At 69.6% G+C, this 18,785-nt stretch carries 15 protein-coding genes; 9 read left to right on the top strand and 6 right to left on the bottom strand.

The window, feature by feature from the left end; translation table 11 throughout:
- Positions 1-108: 108 nt before the first annotated feature.
- Complete coding sequence (locus AC3ERS_RS07655; RefSeq protein WP_431964927.1) at positions 109-900, bottom strand: hypothetical protein; 792 nt, start codon at positions 898-900, stop codon at positions 109-111.
- 130 nt (positions 901-1,030) lie between these two features.
- Complete coding sequence (locus AC3ERS_RS07650) at positions 1,031-3,247, bottom strand: hypothetical protein (RefSeq protein WP_431965387.1); 2,217 nt, start codon at positions 3,245-3,247, stop codon at positions 1,031-1,033.
- Between the two features lie 208 nt (positions 3,248-3,455).
- On the opposite strand from AC3ERS_RS07650, the gene AC3ERS_RS07645 reads away from it, so the two are divergent.
- Entirely contained in the window at positions 3,456-5,828 is a 2,373-nt protein-coding gene (locus AC3ERS_RS07645; RefSeq protein WP_431964925.1) for an acyltransferase family protein, read from the top strand.
- A gap of 29 nt (positions 5,829-5,857) precedes the next feature.
- On the opposite strand, the gene AC3ERS_RS07640 is transcribed toward AC3ERS_RS07645, so the two are convergent.
- The 4 genes from AC3ERS_RS07640 to AC3ERS_RS07625 all read right to left on the bottom strand — a co-directional run bounded on the left by AC3ERS_RS07640 (position 5,858) and on the right by AC3ERS_RS07625 (position 9,395).
- Positions 5,858-6,268, bottom strand: a complete 411-nt coding sequence (locus AC3ERS_RS07640; protein ID WP_431964923.1) for an RNHCP domain-containing protein — start codon at positions 6,266-6,268, stop codon at positions 5,858-5,860.
- 11 nt (positions 6,269-6,279) lie between these two features.
- A complete protein-coding gene (locus tag AC3ERS_RS07635) occupies positions 6,280-6,663 on the bottom strand; it encodes an RNHCP domain-containing protein (RefSeq protein WP_431964921.1) in 384 nt (127 codons plus the stop codon).
- A gap of 301 nt (positions 6,664-6,964) precedes the next feature.
- Positions 6,965-8,359, bottom strand: coding sequence for a serine hydrolase domain-containing protein (locus tag AC3ERS_RS07630; RefSeq protein ID WP_431964919.1), 1,395 nt, complete (start codon positions 8,357-8,359; stop codon positions 6,965-6,967).
- A gap of 34 nt (positions 8,360-8,393) precedes the next feature.
- The gene (locus AC3ERS_RS07625; RefSeq protein WP_431964917.1) at positions 8,394-9,395 is read right to left on the bottom strand and encodes a poly(ethylene terephthalate) hydrolase family protein; all 1,002 of its coding nucleotides are present in this window, start codon (positions 9,393-9,395) and stop codon (positions 8,394-8,396) included.
- Between the two features lie 173 nt (positions 9,396-9,568).
- On the opposite strand from AC3ERS_RS07625, the gene AC3ERS_RS07620 reads away from it, so the two are divergent.
- The 8 genes from AC3ERS_RS07620 (at position 9,569) to AC3ERS_RS07585 (ending at position 18,593) form a co-directional block, all read left to right on the top strand.
- Complete coding sequence (locus AC3ERS_RS07620) at positions 9,569-9,943, top strand: DoxX family protein (RefSeq protein ID WP_431964915.1); 375 nt, start codon at positions 9,569-9,571, stop codon at positions 9,941-9,943.
- 161 nt (positions 9,944-10,104) lie between these two features.
- The gene (locus tag AC3ERS_RS07615; protein ID WP_431964913.1) at positions 10,105-11,121 is read left to right on the top strand and encodes a GAF domain-containing protein; all 1,017 of its coding nucleotides are present in this window, start codon (positions 10,105-10,107) and stop codon (positions 11,119-11,121) included.
- Between the two features lie 338 nt (positions 11,122-11,459).
- Positions 11,460-11,903, top strand: a complete 444-nt coding sequence (locus AC3ERS_RS07610; protein WP_431964911.1) for a GyrI-like domain-containing protein — start codon at positions 11,460-11,462, stop codon at positions 11,901-11,903.
- On the top strand, positions 11,900-12,334 hold the full coding sequence (locus AC3ERS_RS07605) for an effector binding domain-containing protein (protein ID WP_431964909.1): 435 nt from the start codon (positions 11,900-11,902) through the stop codon (positions 12,332-12,334). The genes AC3ERS_RS07610 and AC3ERS_RS07605 overlap by 4 nt, the downstream gene beginning before the upstream one ends.
- A 253-nt stretch (positions 12,335-12,587) precedes the next feature.
- Positions 12,588-13,358, top strand: coding sequence for a hypothetical protein (locus AC3ERS_RS07600; RefSeq protein WP_431964907.1), 771 nt, complete (start codon positions 12,588-12,590; stop codon positions 13,356-13,358).
- On the top strand, positions 13,355-15,502 hold the full coding sequence (locus AC3ERS_RS07595; protein ID WP_431964905.1) for an Rv1355c family protein: 2,148 nt from the start codon (positions 13,355-13,357) through the stop codon (positions 15,500-15,502). Before AC3ERS_RS07600 ends, AC3ERS_RS07595 begins: the two co-directional genes overlap by 4 nt.
- Positions 15,503-15,545: 43 nt before the next feature.
- Positions 15,546-17,387 carry a putative bifunctional diguanylate cyclase/phosphodiesterase gene (locus AC3ERS_RS07590; RefSeq protein WP_431964903.1) on the top strand — a complete coding sequence of 614 codons (1,842 nt, stop codon included), beginning with the start codon at positions 15,546-15,548 and terminating at the stop codon, positions 17,385-17,387.
- Between the two features lie 81 nt (positions 17,388-17,468).
- Positions 17,469-18,593: a glycosyltransferase gene (locus AC3ERS_RS07585; protein ID WP_431964901.1), complete on the top strand. Its 1,125-nt coding sequence runs from the start codon at positions 17,469-17,471 to the stop codon at positions 18,591-18,593.
- Positions 18,594-18,785: the final 192 nt, after the last annotated feature.

Below are 18,785 nucleotides of genomic sequence, written 5' to 3'. Positions count from 1 at the left end.
ATTCTGGTGCTTCGGATCTCGTCCAGGCCGACGCGTTCTCGCGGGGCGGGTCCGACGTGCGTCGGGCCCGCCCCGTGCGTAATGAGTTGTGTGCTAACGAAATCGACGCTACAAGGCGGGAACCTCGCCCTGGGGCGGCGCAACGGGCAGCGGAGCCATCGAGCCTTCCACCGCGCCGACGATCGCGCCGATGCCCGCTCCGGCGGCCGCGAACGGGAGCGTCACCATGCTGATCGCCAGGGTCGAGGCGATGATGGGCATGAAGATGAACCCGGCGGGCGCGAAGGGGAGCGCGACGACGAGGCCGACGGCTCCGCCCATCACTGCGGCGATGGCCGCGATCGGGGCGGCGGCGACAGCGCCGACGACCGCGCCCTGTGCCGCGGTGCCGAGGACGTCGGCCGCGATCAGGTCGGACCGCGCGCGATCGACGCCGGAACCTTGGATCGCGCCGGACAGGTTGTTCTGCGCACCCATCGTGGCGTCGTTGATCATGGCGGCGATCTCGGGGGGGATGAAGTCGGGCCTGCCGACTTCGACGTTGCCGACGCGGAGCACGTTCGTCGGCGTCGGCACGACGTTGGCGGCGGGCACGACCGCGTCGGGTGCGCCTTCGGCAGCCGCCTCCGGTGCGGGTTCGGCCGGATCCGCGACGGGCGCCGGAGCGACCGCGGGGACGACCGGCAGAGGGATCGGGAGCTGGATCGGCGCGCCGAAGACGTTCGCCCCGAGCGGGAGCGGGTCGGTGACGGCACCGGCGGGCGCCGACACACCCGGCGGGGGCGCCTCGGCCACCGCGGGTGTGGCCGTGACCACGGCCGCGGAGAGTGCGCCGACGACCAGTGTCGCCGTGCGCAGCGAGAAGGAGTGGAACGGGACTACCGACTTGTGTGTGGCCATGCGTTCGTCCTCATCTGGAAGGGCGGAGATTCCTACGAATCTGATTCGGAGCCGCTTCTCAGTCGGATGAAACCAATTTCACACTGTGCGTTCCGCTCGGTCGGTTTTGCGGGAAAGGCCGCCCGATCGATCACTCCTTCACGTCGGCGAGCGCCGCCTCGACGTCGGGCGGTGTGACCTCCGGCCGACGACGCTCGCGCAGGTAGGCCCACTGGAGCACGCCGATTCCCACCAGTCCGGCGATGGTCGTCCCGATCCCGATCTGCCAGCCCGGCGGACGCCAGTCGACGACCAGTTCGGCGCTGTGGGTGCCGGGCGGGATGTCGACCGCGAGGAACGTGCCGGCTACGGCGAGCGTGGGAAGTTCGTGGCCGTTCAGGGTGACGCGGTGTCCGGGCCAGGTGAGGCGCGAGAACACCACGCGTCCGCCGGTGGCGGAGCTGACCTTCGCGCGGGTGGTGATGTCGTCGTAGGAACCGGTCGAAGTGGCGGTGACGCCGGAGGTGTGCGCGATGGCACCGTCGCGCGTCGAGGCCGGACCGCCTTGGCGTTCCAGCACCCAGATGAAGCGTTCGTGTCCGCGGTAATCCGCCCACTGCCAACCGGGCGGGGCCGGGTGGTCGCGCGCGTCGGGGTACTGGGCGCGGTGCAGCACCACCCGGTCCACCTTCATCAGATCGACGACCGGTATGCCGGTGGACGGCTCGTCGGCGAAGACGCGGCGGAACGCGTCCGGGCAGGTGCTGCCGTCCCAGGCCATGCAGAGCAGTCCGGCGATTCCGGTGTGGCCGATGGGTGTATAGGCGTTCACGTAGTCGAGTTCGAGCGCCTTGGCGTAGTTGCCGATGGCCAGCGATCCGTATGCCCGCGCGATGTCGCGGTCCTCGGGGGCGATAATCGCCCGGTCGGCGAGTTGCAGTGTGAGACCGCCGAAATCGGGGAAGGCGGCCCGCATCTCGGAGCGCCGTTCCGGGAAGTTGTAGGACAGCGGCGTCATCGGTGCGCTCGCCACCTGCGCGAACGCGATCGGGAACATGGCGGCGATGGTCAGCGCGCAGGCCGGGACGATGCCGCGCGTGCGCGCCAGCCACACCACCGCGGCGCCGAGACCGGCCACCACGACGACCGCGAGCAGATGGCGCAGCACCAGCTGGGGTGCGGCCGAGAACGATCGGATGAACAGCAATCCGATCAGCACTCCGGCGGCCACCGCGCGCCGCTTCGACGACGCGAAAGTGCCGTAATGGCTGAGCAATACGCAGACCAGCACCAGCAGCGCGATGGCCACCATCGGCAGCACGCGCGCGGGCCAGCGCAGCGGGCCGATCGCGCCGGGGCCCGCGGTCCACATCAGCACGGCGGTCGCGAAGAACGCGATGCCGCTGAACTCCCGCGCGGAGCGGCGCGCCGCCTTCCAGTCGATGAAGGCGAGCGCGGGGATGAGGAACCACGCGATGTAGACCATCGGCAGCGGCTGCACGTGACCCCACCACGCGGTGAACGCCGGTGTGGTGCTCGGCAGGCTGGCGTTGAGCGATTCCGACCAGGGCACGGTCAGGAAGGGATCGTTGTGGATCTCCGCGCTGCCGCGCCAGGTGACCTGCGAGGAAAGGATTCCCGACAGGTTCGCGATCGCCGCGGTCAGCGCCGCGAAGCCCGCGGCGAGCGTCAGCCGCAGGGCCGGGGCCCAGCGCTGCTGGTAGACGATCTCGCCCGCTGCTACCGCGGCGATCACCAGCGCGGATTCCACTGCGGGGAAGGCGTATTGGACAGTGAGCGTGAGGTAGAGGAAGACGAACACCGGGATCGGGCCGCTGCGCCCGCGCGCGTAGTTCACACCGGAGGCCCAGGCGTGCACCATCCACGCGGTCGCGACGTGCGGGGTGAACCAGCTCGCCTCGTCGAAGAACAGGAACCAGCCGCTGAGCGGGAACGCCACGCCCGCGACCGCGGCCCACGGTCCGCGGGCGCCGTAGGCGAGGCAGATCCGGAACACGCCGAGGCCGGCGATGATCGAGAAGACGAGCTTCACCAGGGTCGCGTAGAGGGCGAGGTCGTCCATCGAGGGCGCGATCAAGAAGACCAGCAGCTGGGGCGGGTTGTAGAGCCCGGCCTCCTCCAGCGTGTAGTTGCCCGCCATCCATTCGTGCGGGATGAGGACCGGTAGTCGACCCTCTCGTAACTGGTTTCCGAGCGCCACCCACATCGGGGCGTACTGCGCCTCGGTATCGTCCGTGTAGTAGTGACGCGGATCGGCCAGCAGCACCGCCAGATATCCGGCGATCACTCCGAGCGAGGTAACCGCCCCCCATTTCAGTCCTGCCCGGCGCGATACGGCCGCCGCGATTGTGCTCACAAGGGGCGGAGCGTATTAGCACCGGATGAACGAAGCAAGAACCGATTGGTGACTTTTGTCCGTTTCTTCGGCGGTCATGTCCGGTTGGATTTTGCTTCTCCGCACGTGATAGGAGGGGTGTCATGTCATGTTCACCGTCTGTCCACCGCGCGGACACCAAGGGTCGGTGCGCGCGGGTCCCGCGTCGGTCGATGGTGCGATGAGGACGCCGGAGGAGGAGTCACCAGAGTCCGGCGTCGCCGAAAGCCGGAGCGCCGGTGTGGTCACCGCCCCCGCGAAGCCGAAGCGGTGGTACACGCGAGCGGAGCAGCCGGACAACGTCCGTCAGCAGCCGGGCGTATGGCCGGAGCCGGGCCGGGGGTACGCAGAGGGGGCGCAGGTGGACGAAGTCCGTCAGCAGCCGGGCGTATGGCCGGAGCCGGGCCGGGGGTACGCAGAGGGGGCGCAGGTGGACGAAGTCCGTCAGCAGCCGGGCGTATGGCCGGAGCCGGGCCGGAGGTACGGAGAGCGGGCGCAGTCGGACGAAGTCCGTCCGCAGTCCAGCGCACGGCCCGAGCGCTACCGGCACGACCTCGACGGCCTACGCGGCATCGCGATCGCGCTGGTCGTGGTGTTCCATATCTGGCTCGGCCGGGTTTCCGGGGGCGTGGACGTGTTCCTGGTCCTGTCGGGCTTCTTCTTCACCGGCTCGCTGTTGCGGCGCGCGGAGTCGACCGGCACGGTCGCGCTCGCCGCCACGGCCCGACGGCTCGGCAGGCGGCTGTTGCCCGCGCTGGTGTTCGTGCTGGCCGTCGTCGCGGTCGCGACGGTGCTGATCCGCCCGTACACGCAGTGGACGGAGGCGGCCGCGCAGACGCTGGCTTCACTGCTGTACTACCAGAACTGGTATCTGGCGCTGTCCTGGTCGGACTACCTGGCCGCCGACCCGTCGGTGAGCCCGTTGCAACACCTGTGGTCGATGTCGGTGCAGGGGCAGTTCTATCTGGTCGCGCTGGTCGGAATCGCGTTGCTGGTGGCCGTAGTTCGCCGGTTCGGCCGCGCGTCCGCGCTGCGGCCGACCGTGGCGGTCGTGCTCGGCGCGCTCGCGGTGGTCTCGTTCCTGTACGCCGCGCGGGGCGTGCAACTGCACCAGGGCTGGAACTACTACGACAGCCTGGCGCGGGGGTGGGAGCTGCTGGCAGGCGCGCTGCTCGCGGTGCTTGCGCCGAAACTGATGGTGCCGCGGCTGTTTCGCGTGCTGTTCGCGGTGATCGGCGCGATCGTCGTGCTGAGCTGCGGCTGGCTGACCGACGGCGCCAACGAGTTTCCCGGTCCAGCGGCCTTGATTCCGGTGGGCGCGGCCGTGGCGCTGATCCTGTCGGGCGCGGGCCTGCCGACCGGTGCACAGCCGCTGCCCAATCGGCTGCTCGCGGCGGCGCCGATGGTCCGGCTCGGCGAACTCGCCTACGCGCTGTACCTGTGGCACTGGCCGATCCTGATCTTCGTGCTCGCCGAGCGCGGCACCCCGACGGCGGGCATCGAGGCCGGGCTCGCGGTGCTCGCGATCTCGTTCGCGCTGGCGTACCTGACCCACCGGTTCGTCGAGGAGCCGCTGCGGGCAGGCGCGGGCGCGAGCCGATCCGGCTATCGCCGCCGCGCGGGCCGGATCGTCGCGGCCGTCGGCGCGACCGTGCTCGCGGTGGCGGTCGGGGCACAGGTGGTGAGCAGAATCCTGCCGCCGCAGCCGGTCGCGTACCTGGATCCGGTGCGCTACCCCGGCGCCGAGGCGCTGGCGGCGGGCGCGGCGGTTCCGCGGGCCAAGATGCGGCCGACGGTCTTCGAGGCGCCCGCCGACGCCGCCTACCCCTCGAGAGAAAAGTGCATCGCGGACTGGGACACCCGCGACGTGATCACTTGCACCTATGGCGATGCCGACGCCGAACACACCATCGCGGTGGTCGGCAGCTCGCACGCCGAGCACTGGGTGCCCGCGCTGGACGTGCTCGCCCGCGAACACGGCTTTCGCATCACGGTCTACCTGAAGATGGGCTGCCCGCTGACGGTGGCGGCCGAGCCGATGTACAAGGGCGAGGCGATTCCCGACTGCCGCGACTGGTCGGCCGAGGTGATCGACCGTCTCGGCGTCGACCGGCCGCAGTGGGTGTTCACCACCGGGACCCGCCCGCGCGACCGCACCGGTGACGAGACCCCGACGGATTACCTCGAGGTCTGGTCCCGGCTGGCCGAACACGGACTCAACGTGCTCGCCGTCCGCGACACGCCGTGGCTGCGCCGCGACGGCATCCGCTACCGGGCCATCGACTGCCTGGCCCAGAACGCCGACGGCGTGGCCTGCGGCATGCCCAGGGTCGAGGCGCTCGACGAGGTGAATCCCGCCGCCGAGCCCGCCGCGTCGTTCCCGAATGTGTTCCCGCTGGACCTGACCGACGCCGTGTGCACGCCGGAGGTCTGTCCGGTCATCGAGGGCAACATCCTCGTCTATCACGACGAGCACCACCTCACCGCCAGCTACTCGCGATCGCTGGCTCCCGAGCTGGGTCGCCAGCTGGCGCCGATTCTCGGCTGGTGGTGAGCCGGGGCCGGTCCGTCCGGCCCCGGCTGTCACAGCGCCAGCAGCGCGCGCTTGCCCCATCGCGGATCGGCCAACGGCCGCACCGCGATGCGCATCAGGGCCAGCGCGTTGTCGTCGCCCGCGATGCGGTTCGCCTTCAACGCGCCGCAGGCCGCGCACTGGTGCACGAGCAGCCATTCGCCGTCGTCACGCACCGTGAGGCTGACCGCGGTCATCCGCCCGCCGCACGACGACGCCCGGTCGCCGGGGATCCGGCCGTCGACGTGGCGGCTGGACAGGCAGTGCGGGCAGTGATTGCGATGCGCCGTGCCCGGTGCGACGACGGACACCGCCATGCGGCAGCCGACGCAGCGGAAGACGTCGCCGGATTCGCCGCCCGGCCCGTGCAGCACGTCCTTGCGGCGTTGCGCGCGAGTGGTTTTCGACTTTCTTCGCGGCATCTCGCAGCCGCCTACATATCGCCGAAGACTTCGAGCGGGAAGGGCGGTTCGGCGAGCGGACGCACGGCCAGCCGCATCAGGATCAGCTGATTGTCGTCGCCGGACACCGGGTACAGCGACAGCTCCTGGCAGCGTGTGCAGCGGTGCACCACCGCCCAGGAACCGTTGCGTTGCACCGCGATCGAGAGCGGGGCCATCCGGCCCAGGCAGTCGGACGCGCCGCCGTCGACGTGATCGACGGTGTGCTGCGACGCGAGACAGCTCGGGCAATGGTTGCGTCGGCTGTCGTCCGGCGCGAGCGTGGCCACCACGAGGCCGCAGCGCACGCAGGTGAAGGTGCCGGTCCGTAGCGCGGGGCTCGGACCGCGATGGGTCGAGGTGTTGGGGTCGGACACCCGGATTCTCCTTACTCCTTGGCTGTGTGAAGAGCAGCGGGAGCAGGCCGAGTGCGCCTCGAAAGGTCAGTTGCTGTCGGCTTTATCGGCGTGGTCGGGCTTCCGAGCCACGCCTCGAGGCGCCCTCGGCGCGAGCCGGGTCATACATCGTCCTCCTTCGCGGCTACCTGTTCGGCCGAGTCCGGTTCGGCGCGGAGGGAACTGTAGCGCCGCGCTCGCGGCGGGGGCCACCGATTATTCGCGGGCGATCGTCGAGCGGCCCTGTCCTTCGATGTCGCGAGCCGACATGGGACCGCCGTGCTCAGCGTGGCGCGTTCCCGAGGGCGGCGACCGCGCCGGAGATCTGCCCGGCGATGTCGAGAATCAGCCGGAACACGTCCTCGGGTACCGGTTTTCCGTTGCACCACAGCACATTGCATTCCGTCGACGCGTACGGCCCGACGCCGAGCAGGACGGCGGCGACGGTGAGCGGGTCCACGAGTTTGCCGAGATCCTCGGGGGTGCGCACCAGCGGCTGGTTCGGGTCCTGGACGGCGTAGGGATCTTCGTAGGCCAGGTCGGGCCCATCGACGACCGCGGCGCTCACCCTGCGGAACAGTTCCTTGTTGTCGGGGTTGCTGGTTCCGGTGAGCACGCCGGTCGGGTTGCCCGGCTCGAACCGGGAGGGCACGCCGAGGCGGACGATCACCAGGTCGCGGCTCGGCACCACGGTGAGGAACTGGCCGAGCGCCCCGGAGAAGGCGTAGGTGTCGCGCGGCGAGCCGACGAACACCGGATGCGAATACAGCTGGGCGACAGGCACGTTCACGCCGCGATAGGTGTCACCGGCATTGAGCCACCACAGGAATCCGTAGCCGCCGTTGGCTTCCGTCGGCGTCGCGGCTTGGCGGATGTAGTCCGGATCGATGAGCGACCGGTCTTCCCAGCGGCCTTCTTGCAGCAGCAGCCTGCCGATCCGGGCCAGGTCGGCGGGCCGCATCGCGAGGCCACCGTTGACGGCGGTGTTTCCGCTGCGGTCGCGCAGCCAGATCCAGTTGTCGCGGTCGATGCCGAGCGGGCCCATGACTTCTCGCTGCACGAAGTCCTGGAAATCGGCCCCCGTGGTGATCTCGATGATCTTCGGCAGCAGGGCGAGACCGTTCTGGGCGTACTGGAAGGTGCTGCCCGGCTCGTAATCGACCGGAGCGGCGAGTGTTTGCCGCACCGAGTCGGTGGACAGACCGGCGATGTCGGCGGGCCAGCTGAAGTGGATGCCGGTGGTCTGGTTGAGCACCTGGCGCACCGTGATGTCCGCGTGCGCGGCGTCGGCCTGTGGGAAGAACGTGCCGAGCGGGTCGTCGAGACCGAAGTAGCCCATGGTCACGGCGCGCCCGACGGCCACCGACGCGACGCCCTTGCTGCCGCTGGCCAGCGGCATCGGGATGTTGCCCGTCGGAGTGTGGTCGGCGACCAGGCAGCCGTGCCGGTAGATCTGCACCGCGTATGACCCGGTCCGCGCGCCCAGTTCCACCGCGTCGGCCACCGCGGCTGGGTCCATCCCGACGTCGGCGGCGTCCTGTCGTTCCGGAGCCTGACCCGCCGTGGGCTCGGCGCAGACCGCCTGGGGCGCGGCCGTGGCGGCGGGCGAGAGCAGCGCCGCCGTGACGAGCACGGTGGCGCCGAGTCCAGCCACCAAGGCGTTGCGACGGAAGAGCATGGTGAATGTCCCTCTGTGGTGCGATGTTCGGGTGTCAGTTCAGAGCGTGGGCACGGGCGTTGCGGTGGACGCTGAAGTAGGTCTGGTCGGCGGGCAGGCGCCAGTTCGGTCCGGTGAACCAGCTCGCCGCCTCGGCGTCGCCGAGTGCCAGATGCCGCAGCCAGGCGATGGCCGCGCCCGCCGAGCGGTAGTGCTCGATGCCGTCCACGGGTGAGAAGTGGGTGACGCCACGGGCATTCGCGATCCAGGCGGGAGCCGCGGCCATCAGGTCGTACTGCCACCAGCGCACCCACGCGAAGTCCGGAACGACGAAATCGTTGTAGCCGGTGAGGAACAGCGTCGGCACGGTGATCGCCGCGCCGAGCGCGAGCGGCCCCGGTTCGATGGCGAGCACCCCGGCCACGCGCAGCGCGGGATCGATCGACGGCGCGGCGGCGGGGAAGACGGTGGCTGCTTGCAGTGCGGCTTGGCCGCCCGCCGAGTGGCCACCGAATACGGTGCGGCCCAGATCGATCCGGCCGAAGAGCGGCGAGTTCGGATCGCGGTTCGCGAGCACGGCCACCGCGACGCCGAGGGCGGGTACGTAGGCCAGCGAGTTGAAGAAGTCGTACGGGATCACCACCACGAAGCCCTGTTCGGCGAAGCGCTTGGCGAGCGCGTCGTACATGCCGGGGTTGGCGTTGATGCCCGGTGTGAACACCAGCAGCGGCGCGCTCGGGAGCTCGGCGATGTCGGCGGGGTAGTAGGTGTTCACGCCGATCGGCGACTGCAATCCGTACGGAAAGGCTTGGGTGCAGGTGGGATCCGCGGCGTTGCCGAACAGGTGCACGGCGATGTGGGCGACCATGCCCGCGATCGACTCCTGGCACGGATCGGTCCGTACGGCGGTGGCTACGGGATGCGGGCCCGGCTTGTTGTAGATCTCCTGCACGGTGGGTGCGTCCCCGGCCCGGCCGGTGGCCTGCGAAGCCACCAGCGTCGCGGCGGCGATCAGCAGCGCGGCGGCCGCGCGGCGCGGGCCGTTCGTCCTCGTCATCGAGGTCCCCCTAGCGTGCTCGAGTCAACCGACCGAGCAAGCTGTGGAACTGGCCGGTCTCAGATCGCGACTGTAGCGCAGGAGTGTTCCGCGACACAATCGCTTCGGCGAGTACGCTCTGGGAAGCACTTGGCTCCACGTGACGGATTTTCATTCCAAACGAGGGACGGGCCATGAATATCGCACTGTGGATAGTCGCCGGGCTGCTGGCGGTGGTGTATCTCGCCGCGGGAGTGGCCAAGCTCGCGCAGCCGTACGAGAAGCTCACCGCGAATCCGAATATGAGCTGGGCCAAGGACTTTTCGCCCGGCATGGTGCGCCTGATCGGGACCGTCGAGGTGCTCGGTGCCGCCGGCCTGATTCTGCCCCGCGCCACCGGCATCGCCGAGGTGCTGACGCCGCTGGCCGCGCTCGGGCTCGCCGTTCTCCAGGGCTGTGCGATGGTGGTGCACTCGCACCGCGGCGAGACCAAGAACCTGCCGATCAACCTGGTGCTGCTGCTCCTCGCGCTCTTCGTCGCCATCGGCCGATTCGCCGAGTGGGGCTGAGCCGCGCGGCGTGCTCGGCGCGGCGCGCCGCGGGATGCCTGCGGTCGCGCGGGTGACAGTTAGAGTCGGTGTCCGGGCGATGGGCCGTGGGGATCCGGCCCGTTGGTGAGAGCGAAACAGCTAGGAGTACACGCCACCGAAGTACGTGAGGGGGAGGACGTATGTGGTTTCTCGTGGATACGGCGGAGCCGGACAAGGTGATTCGGCACGTGCCGAAGGAGGGGATGGCGCGGGAGCGCTCGCTGCATCGAGCGATACGGCCCGCGGGACTGGCGACGGCGGCCGGAACGGTCATCGCACAGGCAATCGAGAGTGCGCAGCGGTCCGAACGCGCGGTGCTGCTGCGCGGCGAAGCGCATCGGGTACTGGCGATTCCGGTGCCGGGACCGGACGGCGTGCCGCTCGCCGTGCGGCTGTGGGCCGGCGCGTCGCGCATCGATCCGCCCGACCCGCCCGCGGTCGACGCCTTCGTGTGGGACAGCCGCCAGTGGATGTTGCGCAATCACGGCGGGGGCGGCGGGCCGGTGCTGCCCGAGGGGCATCCGCTGCTGCACGGCGCGTGGTTCCTGTCGCGGGTCATCGAATGTGAGGACCGGGATCGGCTGATGACCGCGGCGCTGGATCCCCGGCCCGGCGTCGCCTGGCGCGGGCCCATGCAGGTGCGCACCCCGGACGATCGCACCGCCAGGGTGTTCGGTTTCCTGCGCTATCACGCCGAGGGCGCGCTGCGCGGCCTGTTGCTCGAAGTGGCGGCCGACCGCGCGCCCGGACTGGTGCCCGCGACCTATCGCGACGACGCGGCCATCGCGCTGCTCGGCGGCACCACCGCGCTGATCGACGCCGACACCATGCAGATCATCGAGTGGCTGACCCCGCCACTCGGCGACATCGCCTGGCGGCACCACCCGGCCTCGCGCGGCCTCGATCCGGACGACGGGCGCGAATTCACCTTGGCCACCACCCATCTCGTGCATCCCGACGACGTGGACGGCTACCTCGGCGCACTGCGCGAGCTGGCCGAGCGGCGCAGCGAGCGAACCAGGGTGGCGGTGCGGCTGCTGACGTTGCGCCGGGACTGGCAACCTGTCGAGCTGTACGCCGCAAGGCTGCCGCGCGGCCTGCCGCGATTCCTGATCTGCCTGATCCGGCCGGTCGCCTCGGATCCCGTGCCCGAGTAGGGAAACCGGGTGCGGTTCGGTCGGGCGTCGGCGAGGCGCGCGGCACGGCATTGCCGCGCGTCTCTCGGGGTCGCTCGATCGTTGCTATCGGTTCGCTGCCGGGTTGTCGTCGTGGCGGGCCCGCGGGTGTTCCAAGGCGTTGTCGAGGTGGATGACGTCGTCGTATCGCGCCCGGTGAACCCCCGTCTTGCAGGACATCTGTCCAGTTCAGCGGCCCCATCCGGCCGGGCCGCCGGTAGGACATGTGATCGGTCCCACCCGGATCATGTTGATAGCATGGCGTTTCTAGCCGACCGGATGCGGGCGGACCCCCGGATGCACCTCGAAAGAGTCTTTCCATGCAGTTTGAAATCATCGAGCGGGATGAGACGTGGGTTGCCGGATTGCCGGTGCGCAGCCCGAAGCGTGCCCTCGGAAAACTGCGTGACCACGACTTGGAGGCCGCGTGGGCGGCCGTGCTGCATCAGGAGCTCGGCGGGCCGCTGGCCAGCGCCTACACCGATTACACCGGGGAGCTGGGCACGTACAACACCCAGATCGTCGGATATCAGTGCGGATCCTTCGCCGAGGTGACTCGTGGCCATCTCGTTGCCCGTCTGCCGCGCGGCAGTTACGCGAAGTTCTCTTCGGTCGGTAATTTTCCGCAGGTGATGACCGATCTCTGGACGCAGATCGCTTACGCCGAGGAACACAATCAGATCAAGCGGACCTATACCGGCGATTTCGAGTGTTACCCGCACGCGTACAAGATCGATCTCTACCTGGCGGTCGATCCCCGATGACGTATGCGATCCTCGTCCGCAACGAGGCGCTCTACGGCGGACTGGTGGTGCCGCGGGTGCGACCCAGTTTCAAGGTCAGCAACAGCGATCTGATCGAGTTCCTGAAGGACCGATTACGCGATCGCGGCGCCGCGGACCAGCCCATGTACACCGTGTATGTGCCGGATCCGGCCGGAAACTACAACGCGATGGTCTGCTTCGAGTATCCGGATCCCGCCGAGGTGCCGGTCGGCGATTTACTCGTACGGGTACCGAAGGGCGTCTACGCTCGTTTCGAACCGAACGGGGACTATCACGATCCGGTAGAGGACGTATGGGCCCAAGTGGACGACGCGACCGCGTCCGCCGAAATCACCCGCGCCTATCGGGAGGAGATCGAGGTGTGGCGCGGGCCCGAGGCGGTCGAGTTGTTCATCTCTATCCTTGTCTGATAGCTGCAGGTTAACTACGCGTGAACCGACTGGTCTCTATCTTCTAACTTAGGAATACCTTGCAGCCTTTGACCTGCGAGTATTTCGGGGACCACGATCAGTTTTCGGGATATTAACCAGACGCCTGGTCAATTCCTGCCGGATGACGGATACTGCCCTAGGCAAACTCTCCCGGAGCGCTCGGCGGCGGGGGAGTCTGTCACCCCGGCTCGAAGATCGCGCGCGGGCGCGGTAGCAACGGAGTAGGAACACCATGGCTGTCGAAACAGTCGCAGTCGGCGCTTTCGGAGCGCGCGATGCCGAGGTGTTGCGGTTTCGCGACATGCATTCCGGTTATGTCATCCACGTGGCTCCACCGGGCGCGCATCCGGATCTGTGGCGGCGCTATCTGCGCGGTGCGCTGCGGGTTTACCGGCACTATGAAGTCGAACCTGCATTGGAATACGAGAAAGTCTCCGACGGGCGCTCGACCTCGCTGTTCTTCGCGGCAGTCGATCCAGCGGGCGAGGTTGTCGCCGGTCTGCGCGCCCAGGGTCCGTATCTCCTCGAGGACGAAGTGCACGGGCTCGGCGCATGGGCCGGACGCCCCGGCGAGGCCGACCTTCGCGCGATGATCGCCGAGCGGATTCACCAGGGCATAGTCGAGGTCAAGGCGGTCTGGGTGACTCGCGAGGGCGTCGCGCACCGCGCTCAACTCGGCGCCGCGCTCTCCCGCTGCGTGGTGCACGCGGCCTGGCTGCTCGGCGCGCGGTTCGGTTTCGTCACCGCCGCGGCGCACACCGCCCGCCTGTACGAATCCAGCGGCGGCCGGATCGCCGTCGGTGTGCCCGCCGTGCCGTATCCGGACGATCGGTATCGCACCGTCCCGCTCTGGTGGGACAGCCACGCGTGCCGGACCAGCGCCACCAAATTGCAGGGCTCGCTGCTCGCCCTCGAACGGGCGGCGCTCGGCGCCTGGTTCACCCGGGCGCGTCGCCTGGCCACCGCGGGCGACGCCCGGATAGGGGGACTGGCGCAAGCATGAACGGTGACCCTGGTCCCGGTGCGGACTATCGGCCGCTGATCCTCGACGAGACCGTGCCGGACGAAGCGTCCGTCCTCGCACAACTGCGAAAGTCACCGATGATCCGCATCGTCGACCTGCGCGACGTGCTGCGCGCCGAGCTCGGCAAGCTGAACAATCCGCCCGGCGACCTGGGCGGACCGGAGACAGACCGTTGGGTCTACTACCCGTGGCGGCGCACGCTGACCGGGTTGCCCGGCGAGCGGACCTACCGTGCGATCCGGCTCGACCGCAACCGCAACAAGGTGACCCGCGCCGAACAGCGGCGGCTCGCGGGGCTGGCCGTCGGGGTGGTCGGGCAGAGCGTCGGTCACGCCATCGCGCACACCCTCGCCATGGAGGGCTCCTGCGGGCTGCTGCGGCTGGCCGACTTCGACGACATCGAGCTGTCGAACCTGAATCGGGTGCCGGGCAACGTCTTCGACATCGGCGTGAACAAGTCGATCGTGACGGCCCGCCGGATCGCCGAGCTCGATCCGTATCTGCCGGTCGAGGTGTACACCGCGGGAGTCGACGAGCACACGGTGGACGAGTTCCTGTACGGGCTGTCGATCGTCGTCGAGGAATGCGACTCGCTGGACGTGAAGTTCGCCGTCCGCCAGGGCGCGCGCAGGCACCGGCTGCCACTGCTGATGGACACCAGCGACCGCGGTCTCTTCGACGTCGAGCGCTACGACCTGGAACCGGAGCGCCCGCCCTTCCACGGCCTGCTCGGCCCGACCACCGCCGCCGACCTCCGCGGGTTGTCCACCAAGGAGAAGGCGCCGCACGTGATGCGGATCCTGGATCCGAGGGAACTGTCGGCGCGGATGGCCGCGAGCCTGGTCGAGATCGACGAGACCGTCACCACCTGGCCGCAGCTGGCAGGCGACGTGCAACTGGGCGCGGCGATCGTCGCCACAGCGGTGCGCCGCATCGGCCTCGGCTACAAGCTCTCCTCCGGGCGCACCAGGATCGATCTGGAACGCGGCCTCGACGGACTCGCCGAGCCGGAGCCCGAGGACGTGGTCTGCGAGCGGGAGCCCGACCCGACAGCGGAGCCGTCCGGGCCTGCGCGGGTGAACGTGCTCGAATGCGCGCAGCGCGCGCCGTCGGGCGGCAACACCCAGCCCTGGCAGCTGCGGCTCGACCACCACGCGATGCGCATCGATCTGGCGCGCAACCGGTCCTCGGCGCTGGACATCGGCTATCGCGGCAGCGCGGTCGCGATCGGCGCCGCACTGCACAACGCCCGCGCGGCGGCCGCGGCGCACGGCATCCTCGGCGACCACCACCTGATCGAGGACGACAGCACGGCGCTGACCGCGCTGCTGGAATTCGGTGCGGGCTCCGACCCGCTGCTGGCCCGCGATTACCCGGCGGCGCTGGCGCGCGACACCAATCGCAAGCTCGGCACCGGCGCGCCGCTCGGCGACGCCGTGCTGGCCGGTCTCGCTGCGGCCGCCGCGGCGGAGGGCGGCGCGGTGCGCGCGATCATCAGTCGTCCCGAGCTGTCCGAAGCGGCGGTGCTGATCGGCGAATCCGATCGCATCCGCCACCTCACACCGCGCCTGCATCAGGAGATGTACGGCGAACTGCGCTGGCCCGGCGAGGATCTACGCACTGGCATCGACGTGCGCGGCATGGAACTCGCGCCGGACGAACAGGCCAAGCTGCGGATCGGCGGACGCGCCGATGTGATGGCCAGATTGCACGAGTGGTCCGGCGGCGCCGCGCTCGGCGAGTACAGCCGCGATCGGGTGCTGTCGAGCTCGGCCCTCGTCGCGGTGACGCTGCCGTGCCGACCGGGGCCGTACGGTGCGAGTCTGGCCGATTACGCCACGGCGGGCGGGGCTTTGCAGCGGGTCTGGCTGGAGGCCGGACGACGCGGTCTGGCCGTGCAACCGGTGTCCCCGGTGTTCCTTTACGCGCGGCACCCCGACGAGCTGATCGCGATTTCCCCGGATTTCGCGGATACACTAACGTCACTTCAGGGCCGTTTCCTGGACCTGCTGGGAGTGCCTGGACATGAGATCATGGCATTGGTGCTTCGCCTGAGCTACGCGGCAGCAGCCACGGTCCGCAGCAGGCGGCTTCCAGTGCCGGGTGCGGGCGACCGCAGCTAGCACGATCGGAGACAAGGTGCCTCGGCGAACGCTCGACTCACTGGTGACGCAAGTCGCCGCCGAGTTGATGGGCGTCGACGCCACGACCATGGTGGCGGCGAGCGAACGCGTGCTGGCCAGACTGGTCGAGCATTTCGACGTCGACTTCAGCTACCTGCGCCATACCGACCGGGAACGGCGCGCCACCGTGCTCGTCGCGGAGTGGCCGCACCGCGGCGACATTCCCGACCCCGATCCGCTGAAGGTGGTGCAGTTCGAGAACGCCGACTCGGTGTTCCGCGAGCTCGAGTTCGCCACCGAGCCGATCATCGTGCGCCCCGACGTCAAGTCCGCCGACTACCAGGAGACGATTCGGCGCTCCTCCGGAATTCCGCAGGTGGCGATGGCCTGCGTGCCGCTCATCTCGCGCGGCGAATCCACCGGCGTGCTCGGCTTCATCAAACAGGGCGACCGGGATTGGAGCACCAGGGAACTCAACGTGCTCAAGGCGATCGCCGCGTTGTTCGCCCAGGTGCAGGCGCGCGTGGTGGCCGAGGAGCGGCTGCGCTACATCGCGCTGCACGACGATCTGACGGGTCTGGCGAACCGGCGCGCGTTGCTCGAGCACATGGAGGACCGATTACGCCCCGGCAACCCGGGCCCGGTCGCCGCGTTCTTCCTCGACCTCGACCGGTTGAAGGCGCTCAACGACTTTCTCGGACACACCGCGGGCGACAACTTCATCCGCACGCTCTCCTCGCGGCTGCGCGAGAATCTGGACGCCAACGACATGATCGCCCGCCTCGGCGGCGACGAATTCGTCATCGTGCCCGCCAAGCCCATGGACGCCGTCACCGCTGAGCTGGAGGCGACCAGGATCCAGCAGCTCATCGGCCGCCGCGTCACCGTCGGCGGCGAATCGGTAAGCCGCGGCGCGAGCGTCGGTGTGGCGGTGGGCATTCCCGGCGAGACCACGGTGGCCGACGTGCTGCGCCGCGCCGACCACGCGCTGCTGTCCGCCAAATCGGGCGGCGGCAACGGCGTCGCGGTGTTCACCGACGCCATGCGCGCCCAGTTCGAGCTACAGGACGACGTGGAGCTGAACCTGCGCGGCGCGGTCTCCGACGGCTCGCTGCTGTTGCACTATCAGCCCGAGGTGGATCTGCGCACCGGACGGATCGTCGCGCTCGAGGCGCTGGTGCGCTGGATGCATCCGACCAGGGGACTGCTGCCGCCCGGCGCGTTCGTCACCGTCGCCGAGGCGACGAATCTGGCGGGCGAGCTCGGCCGGTGGGTGATCCGCTCGGCCTGCGCGCAGTTCGCCGAATGGCGCCGCAGGGGGTTGGCCGCCAACGTGGTGATGCGCATCAACGTCTCGCCGGTGCAGCTGGTGAGCCTGGATTTCGTGGAGCGCATCGAGGACATCCTGCGGCTGTTCGGCATCGACGGCAGTTCGGTCTGCCTGGAGATCACCGAACACGTGGTCGTCCAGGATCTGGCGCGCACCCAGGTGACGTTGCGCGGGCTCAAGCGGATGGGCGTGCAGATCGCCATCGACGATTTCGGCACGGGCTACAGCTCGCTCTCGCACCTGAAGGCGCTGCCGGTCGACGCGGTGAAGATAGACCGAGGCTTCGTGCAGCGGCTCGGCGCGAGCACCGACGACCTGGCCATCGTGAAATCCATTATCGGCCTCGCCGGTTCGTTCGGACTCGGCGTGGTGGGCGAGGGTGTGGAGACGGCGGTGGCCGCGCGAACCCTGGTCGGCCTCGGTTGCTACCGGGCACAGGGTTTTCTGATCGCGAGGCCGATGCCGTCGGACCAGGTCGAGTCGCACCTGGCGCTCGGCCGGATTCCGCTGGATCTGGACCTGCCCCGGGCCGCCCGCGGCGTCGCCAAGCATTGACGGGTTCTCTTTTCTAGATGTTCACCGCTCCTCGAGCGTGACGATGCCTACCGTATCCGGTTGCGCTGCGACGATCGGCGGGTGCGCATCGTGCAGCTGGCGAACTTCTACGGTCCGCGGTCGGGTGGGCTGCGCACCGCACTGCACCATCTGGGCGCGGGCTATGTGGCCGCGGGGCACGAGGTGGTGCTGATCGTGCCGGGACCGCGCCGCGCCGAGGAGGTGCTGCCCGGTGGCGCGCTGCGGATCACCTTGCCCGCCTTGGCCATTCCCTGGACGGGCGGCTACCGCGCCGCCGATCCGCGCCGGGTCGCCGACGTGCTCACCGGCCTGCGGCCCGACGTGCTCGAGGTGTCGGACCGGCTGACGTTGCGCGGTTTCGGCCGCTGGGCGCGCAAGCGCGACATGGCAGGCGTGATGATCTCGCACGAACGGCTCGACCGGCTGCTCGGTCAGGTCCTGCCGGGCAGACTGGCCCGCCGCTGCGCCGACATCGCCAACCGCCGCACCGCGGCCGAATACGACATCGTGGTCTGCACAACGGAATTCGCGCGCGCCGAGTTCCTGCGCATCGGCGCGCCGAACGTCGAGCTCGTCCCGCTCGGAGTGGATCTGGACCTGTTCAGCCCGCGCAGGCGCGACCGCAGGCTGCGCGCCGATCTCGCGGCCGGGCATCCGCTGCTGGTGCACTGCGGGCGGCTCTCGGTCGAGAAGCGCGTCGACCGCAGCATCGAGGCGGTGGCGCAGCTGCGCAAGGCGGGGACCGAGGCGCGTCTCGTCGTCGCGGGCGACGGCCCCCGCCGCGACGCGCTGGAACGGCGCGCCCGCGCGCTGCCGCCGCTCTCGAACGGCCAGCCCGCGGTGCACTTCACCGGTTTCATCACCGACCGCGCGATGGTCGCCAAACTGCTTGCCACCGCGGATGTCTCGCTGGCGCCGGGCCCGCACGAGACCTTCGGCCTCGCCGCGTTGGAGGCGCTGGCCGCGGGCACGCCGGTGGTCGCGAGCCGCTCCTCGGCGCTGGCCGACATCGTCACCGCCGACTGCGGCGCCATCGCCGCCGACCACCCCATCGCGTTCGCCGAGGCGGTCACCGACGTCCTCGCCCTTCCCGCCGTCGCCCGCCGCCGCGCCGCCCGGACCCGCGCCGAACAATTCACCTGGCCCCGCGCCGTCGAAGGCATGCTCGCCGTCCTCGCCCGCTGACCGCCGCGCCGAACCAGGGCCTCCCACACGGGTTCGGCACTCTGCACACGCCCGGTTCCTATGCGGGACGTACGAATGCTGTGTGGCAGGCCAGATGCACTGGCATCAAGAGGCCCTCGCAGAGGGTGGGTATGTCTCGCAGGGCGTGCAGCCCGTGGCTATGTGGCGCCCTACGCAGGCTGTGCGTCAGCC

The sequence above is a fragment of the Nocardia sp. bgisy134 genome, assembly GCF_057708325.1.
The sequence above is the reverse complement of the archived record's forward strand: the minus strand, read 5'-3'. Positions and strand labels throughout refer to the sequence as shown.

What these genes read in the sequence shown, in the direction of transcription:
- AC3ERS_RS07600 (WP_431964907.1), top strand. Translation starts at nt 12,588, where the DNA reads ATGGCTGTCGAAACAGTCGCAGTCGGCGCTTTCGGAGCGCGCGATGCC.
- AC3ERS_RS07645 (WP_431964925.1), top strand. Translation starts at nt 3,456, where the DNA reads ATGAGGACGCCGGAGGAGGAGTCACCAGAGTCCGGCGTCGCCGAAAGC.
- AC3ERS_RS07630 (WP_431964919.1), bottom strand. Translation starts at nt 8,359, where the DNA reads ATGCTCTTCCGTCGCAACGCCTTGGTGGCTGGACTCGGCGCCACCGTG.
- AC3ERS_RS07615 (WP_431964913.1), top strand. Translation starts at nt 10,105, where the DNA reads ATGTGGTTTCTCGTGGATACGGCGGAGCCGGACAAGGTGATTCGGCAC.
- AC3ERS_RS07655 (WP_431964927.1), bottom strand. Translation starts at nt 900, where the DNA reads ATGGCCACACACAAGTCGGTAGTCCCGTTCCACTCCTTCTCGCTGCGC.
- AC3ERS_RS07625 (WP_431964917.1), bottom strand. Translation starts at nt 9,395, where the DNA reads ATGACGAGGACGAACGGCCCGCGCCGCGCGGCCGCCGCGCTGCTGATC.
- AC3ERS_RS07605 (WP_431964909.1), top strand. Translation starts at nt 11,900, where the DNA reads ATGACGTATGCGATCCTCGTCCGCAACGAGGCGCTCTACGGCGGACTG.
- AC3ERS_RS07595 (WP_431964905.1), top strand. Translation starts at nt 13,355, where the DNA reads ATGAACGGTGACCCTGGTCCCGGTGCGGACTATCGGCCGCTGATCCTC.
- AC3ERS_RS07610 (WP_431964911.1), top strand. Translation starts at nt 11,460, where the DNA reads ATGCAGTTTGAAATCATCGAGCGGGATGAGACGTGGGTTGCCGGATTG.
- AC3ERS_RS07640 (WP_431964923.1), bottom strand. Translation starts at nt 6,268, where the DNA reads ATGCCGCGAAGAAAGTCGAAAACCACTCGCGCGCAACGCCGCAAGGAC.
- AC3ERS_RS07620 (WP_431964915.1), top strand. Translation starts at nt 9,569, where the DNA reads ATGAATATCGCACTGTGGATAGTCGCCGGGCTGCTGGCGGTGGTGTAT.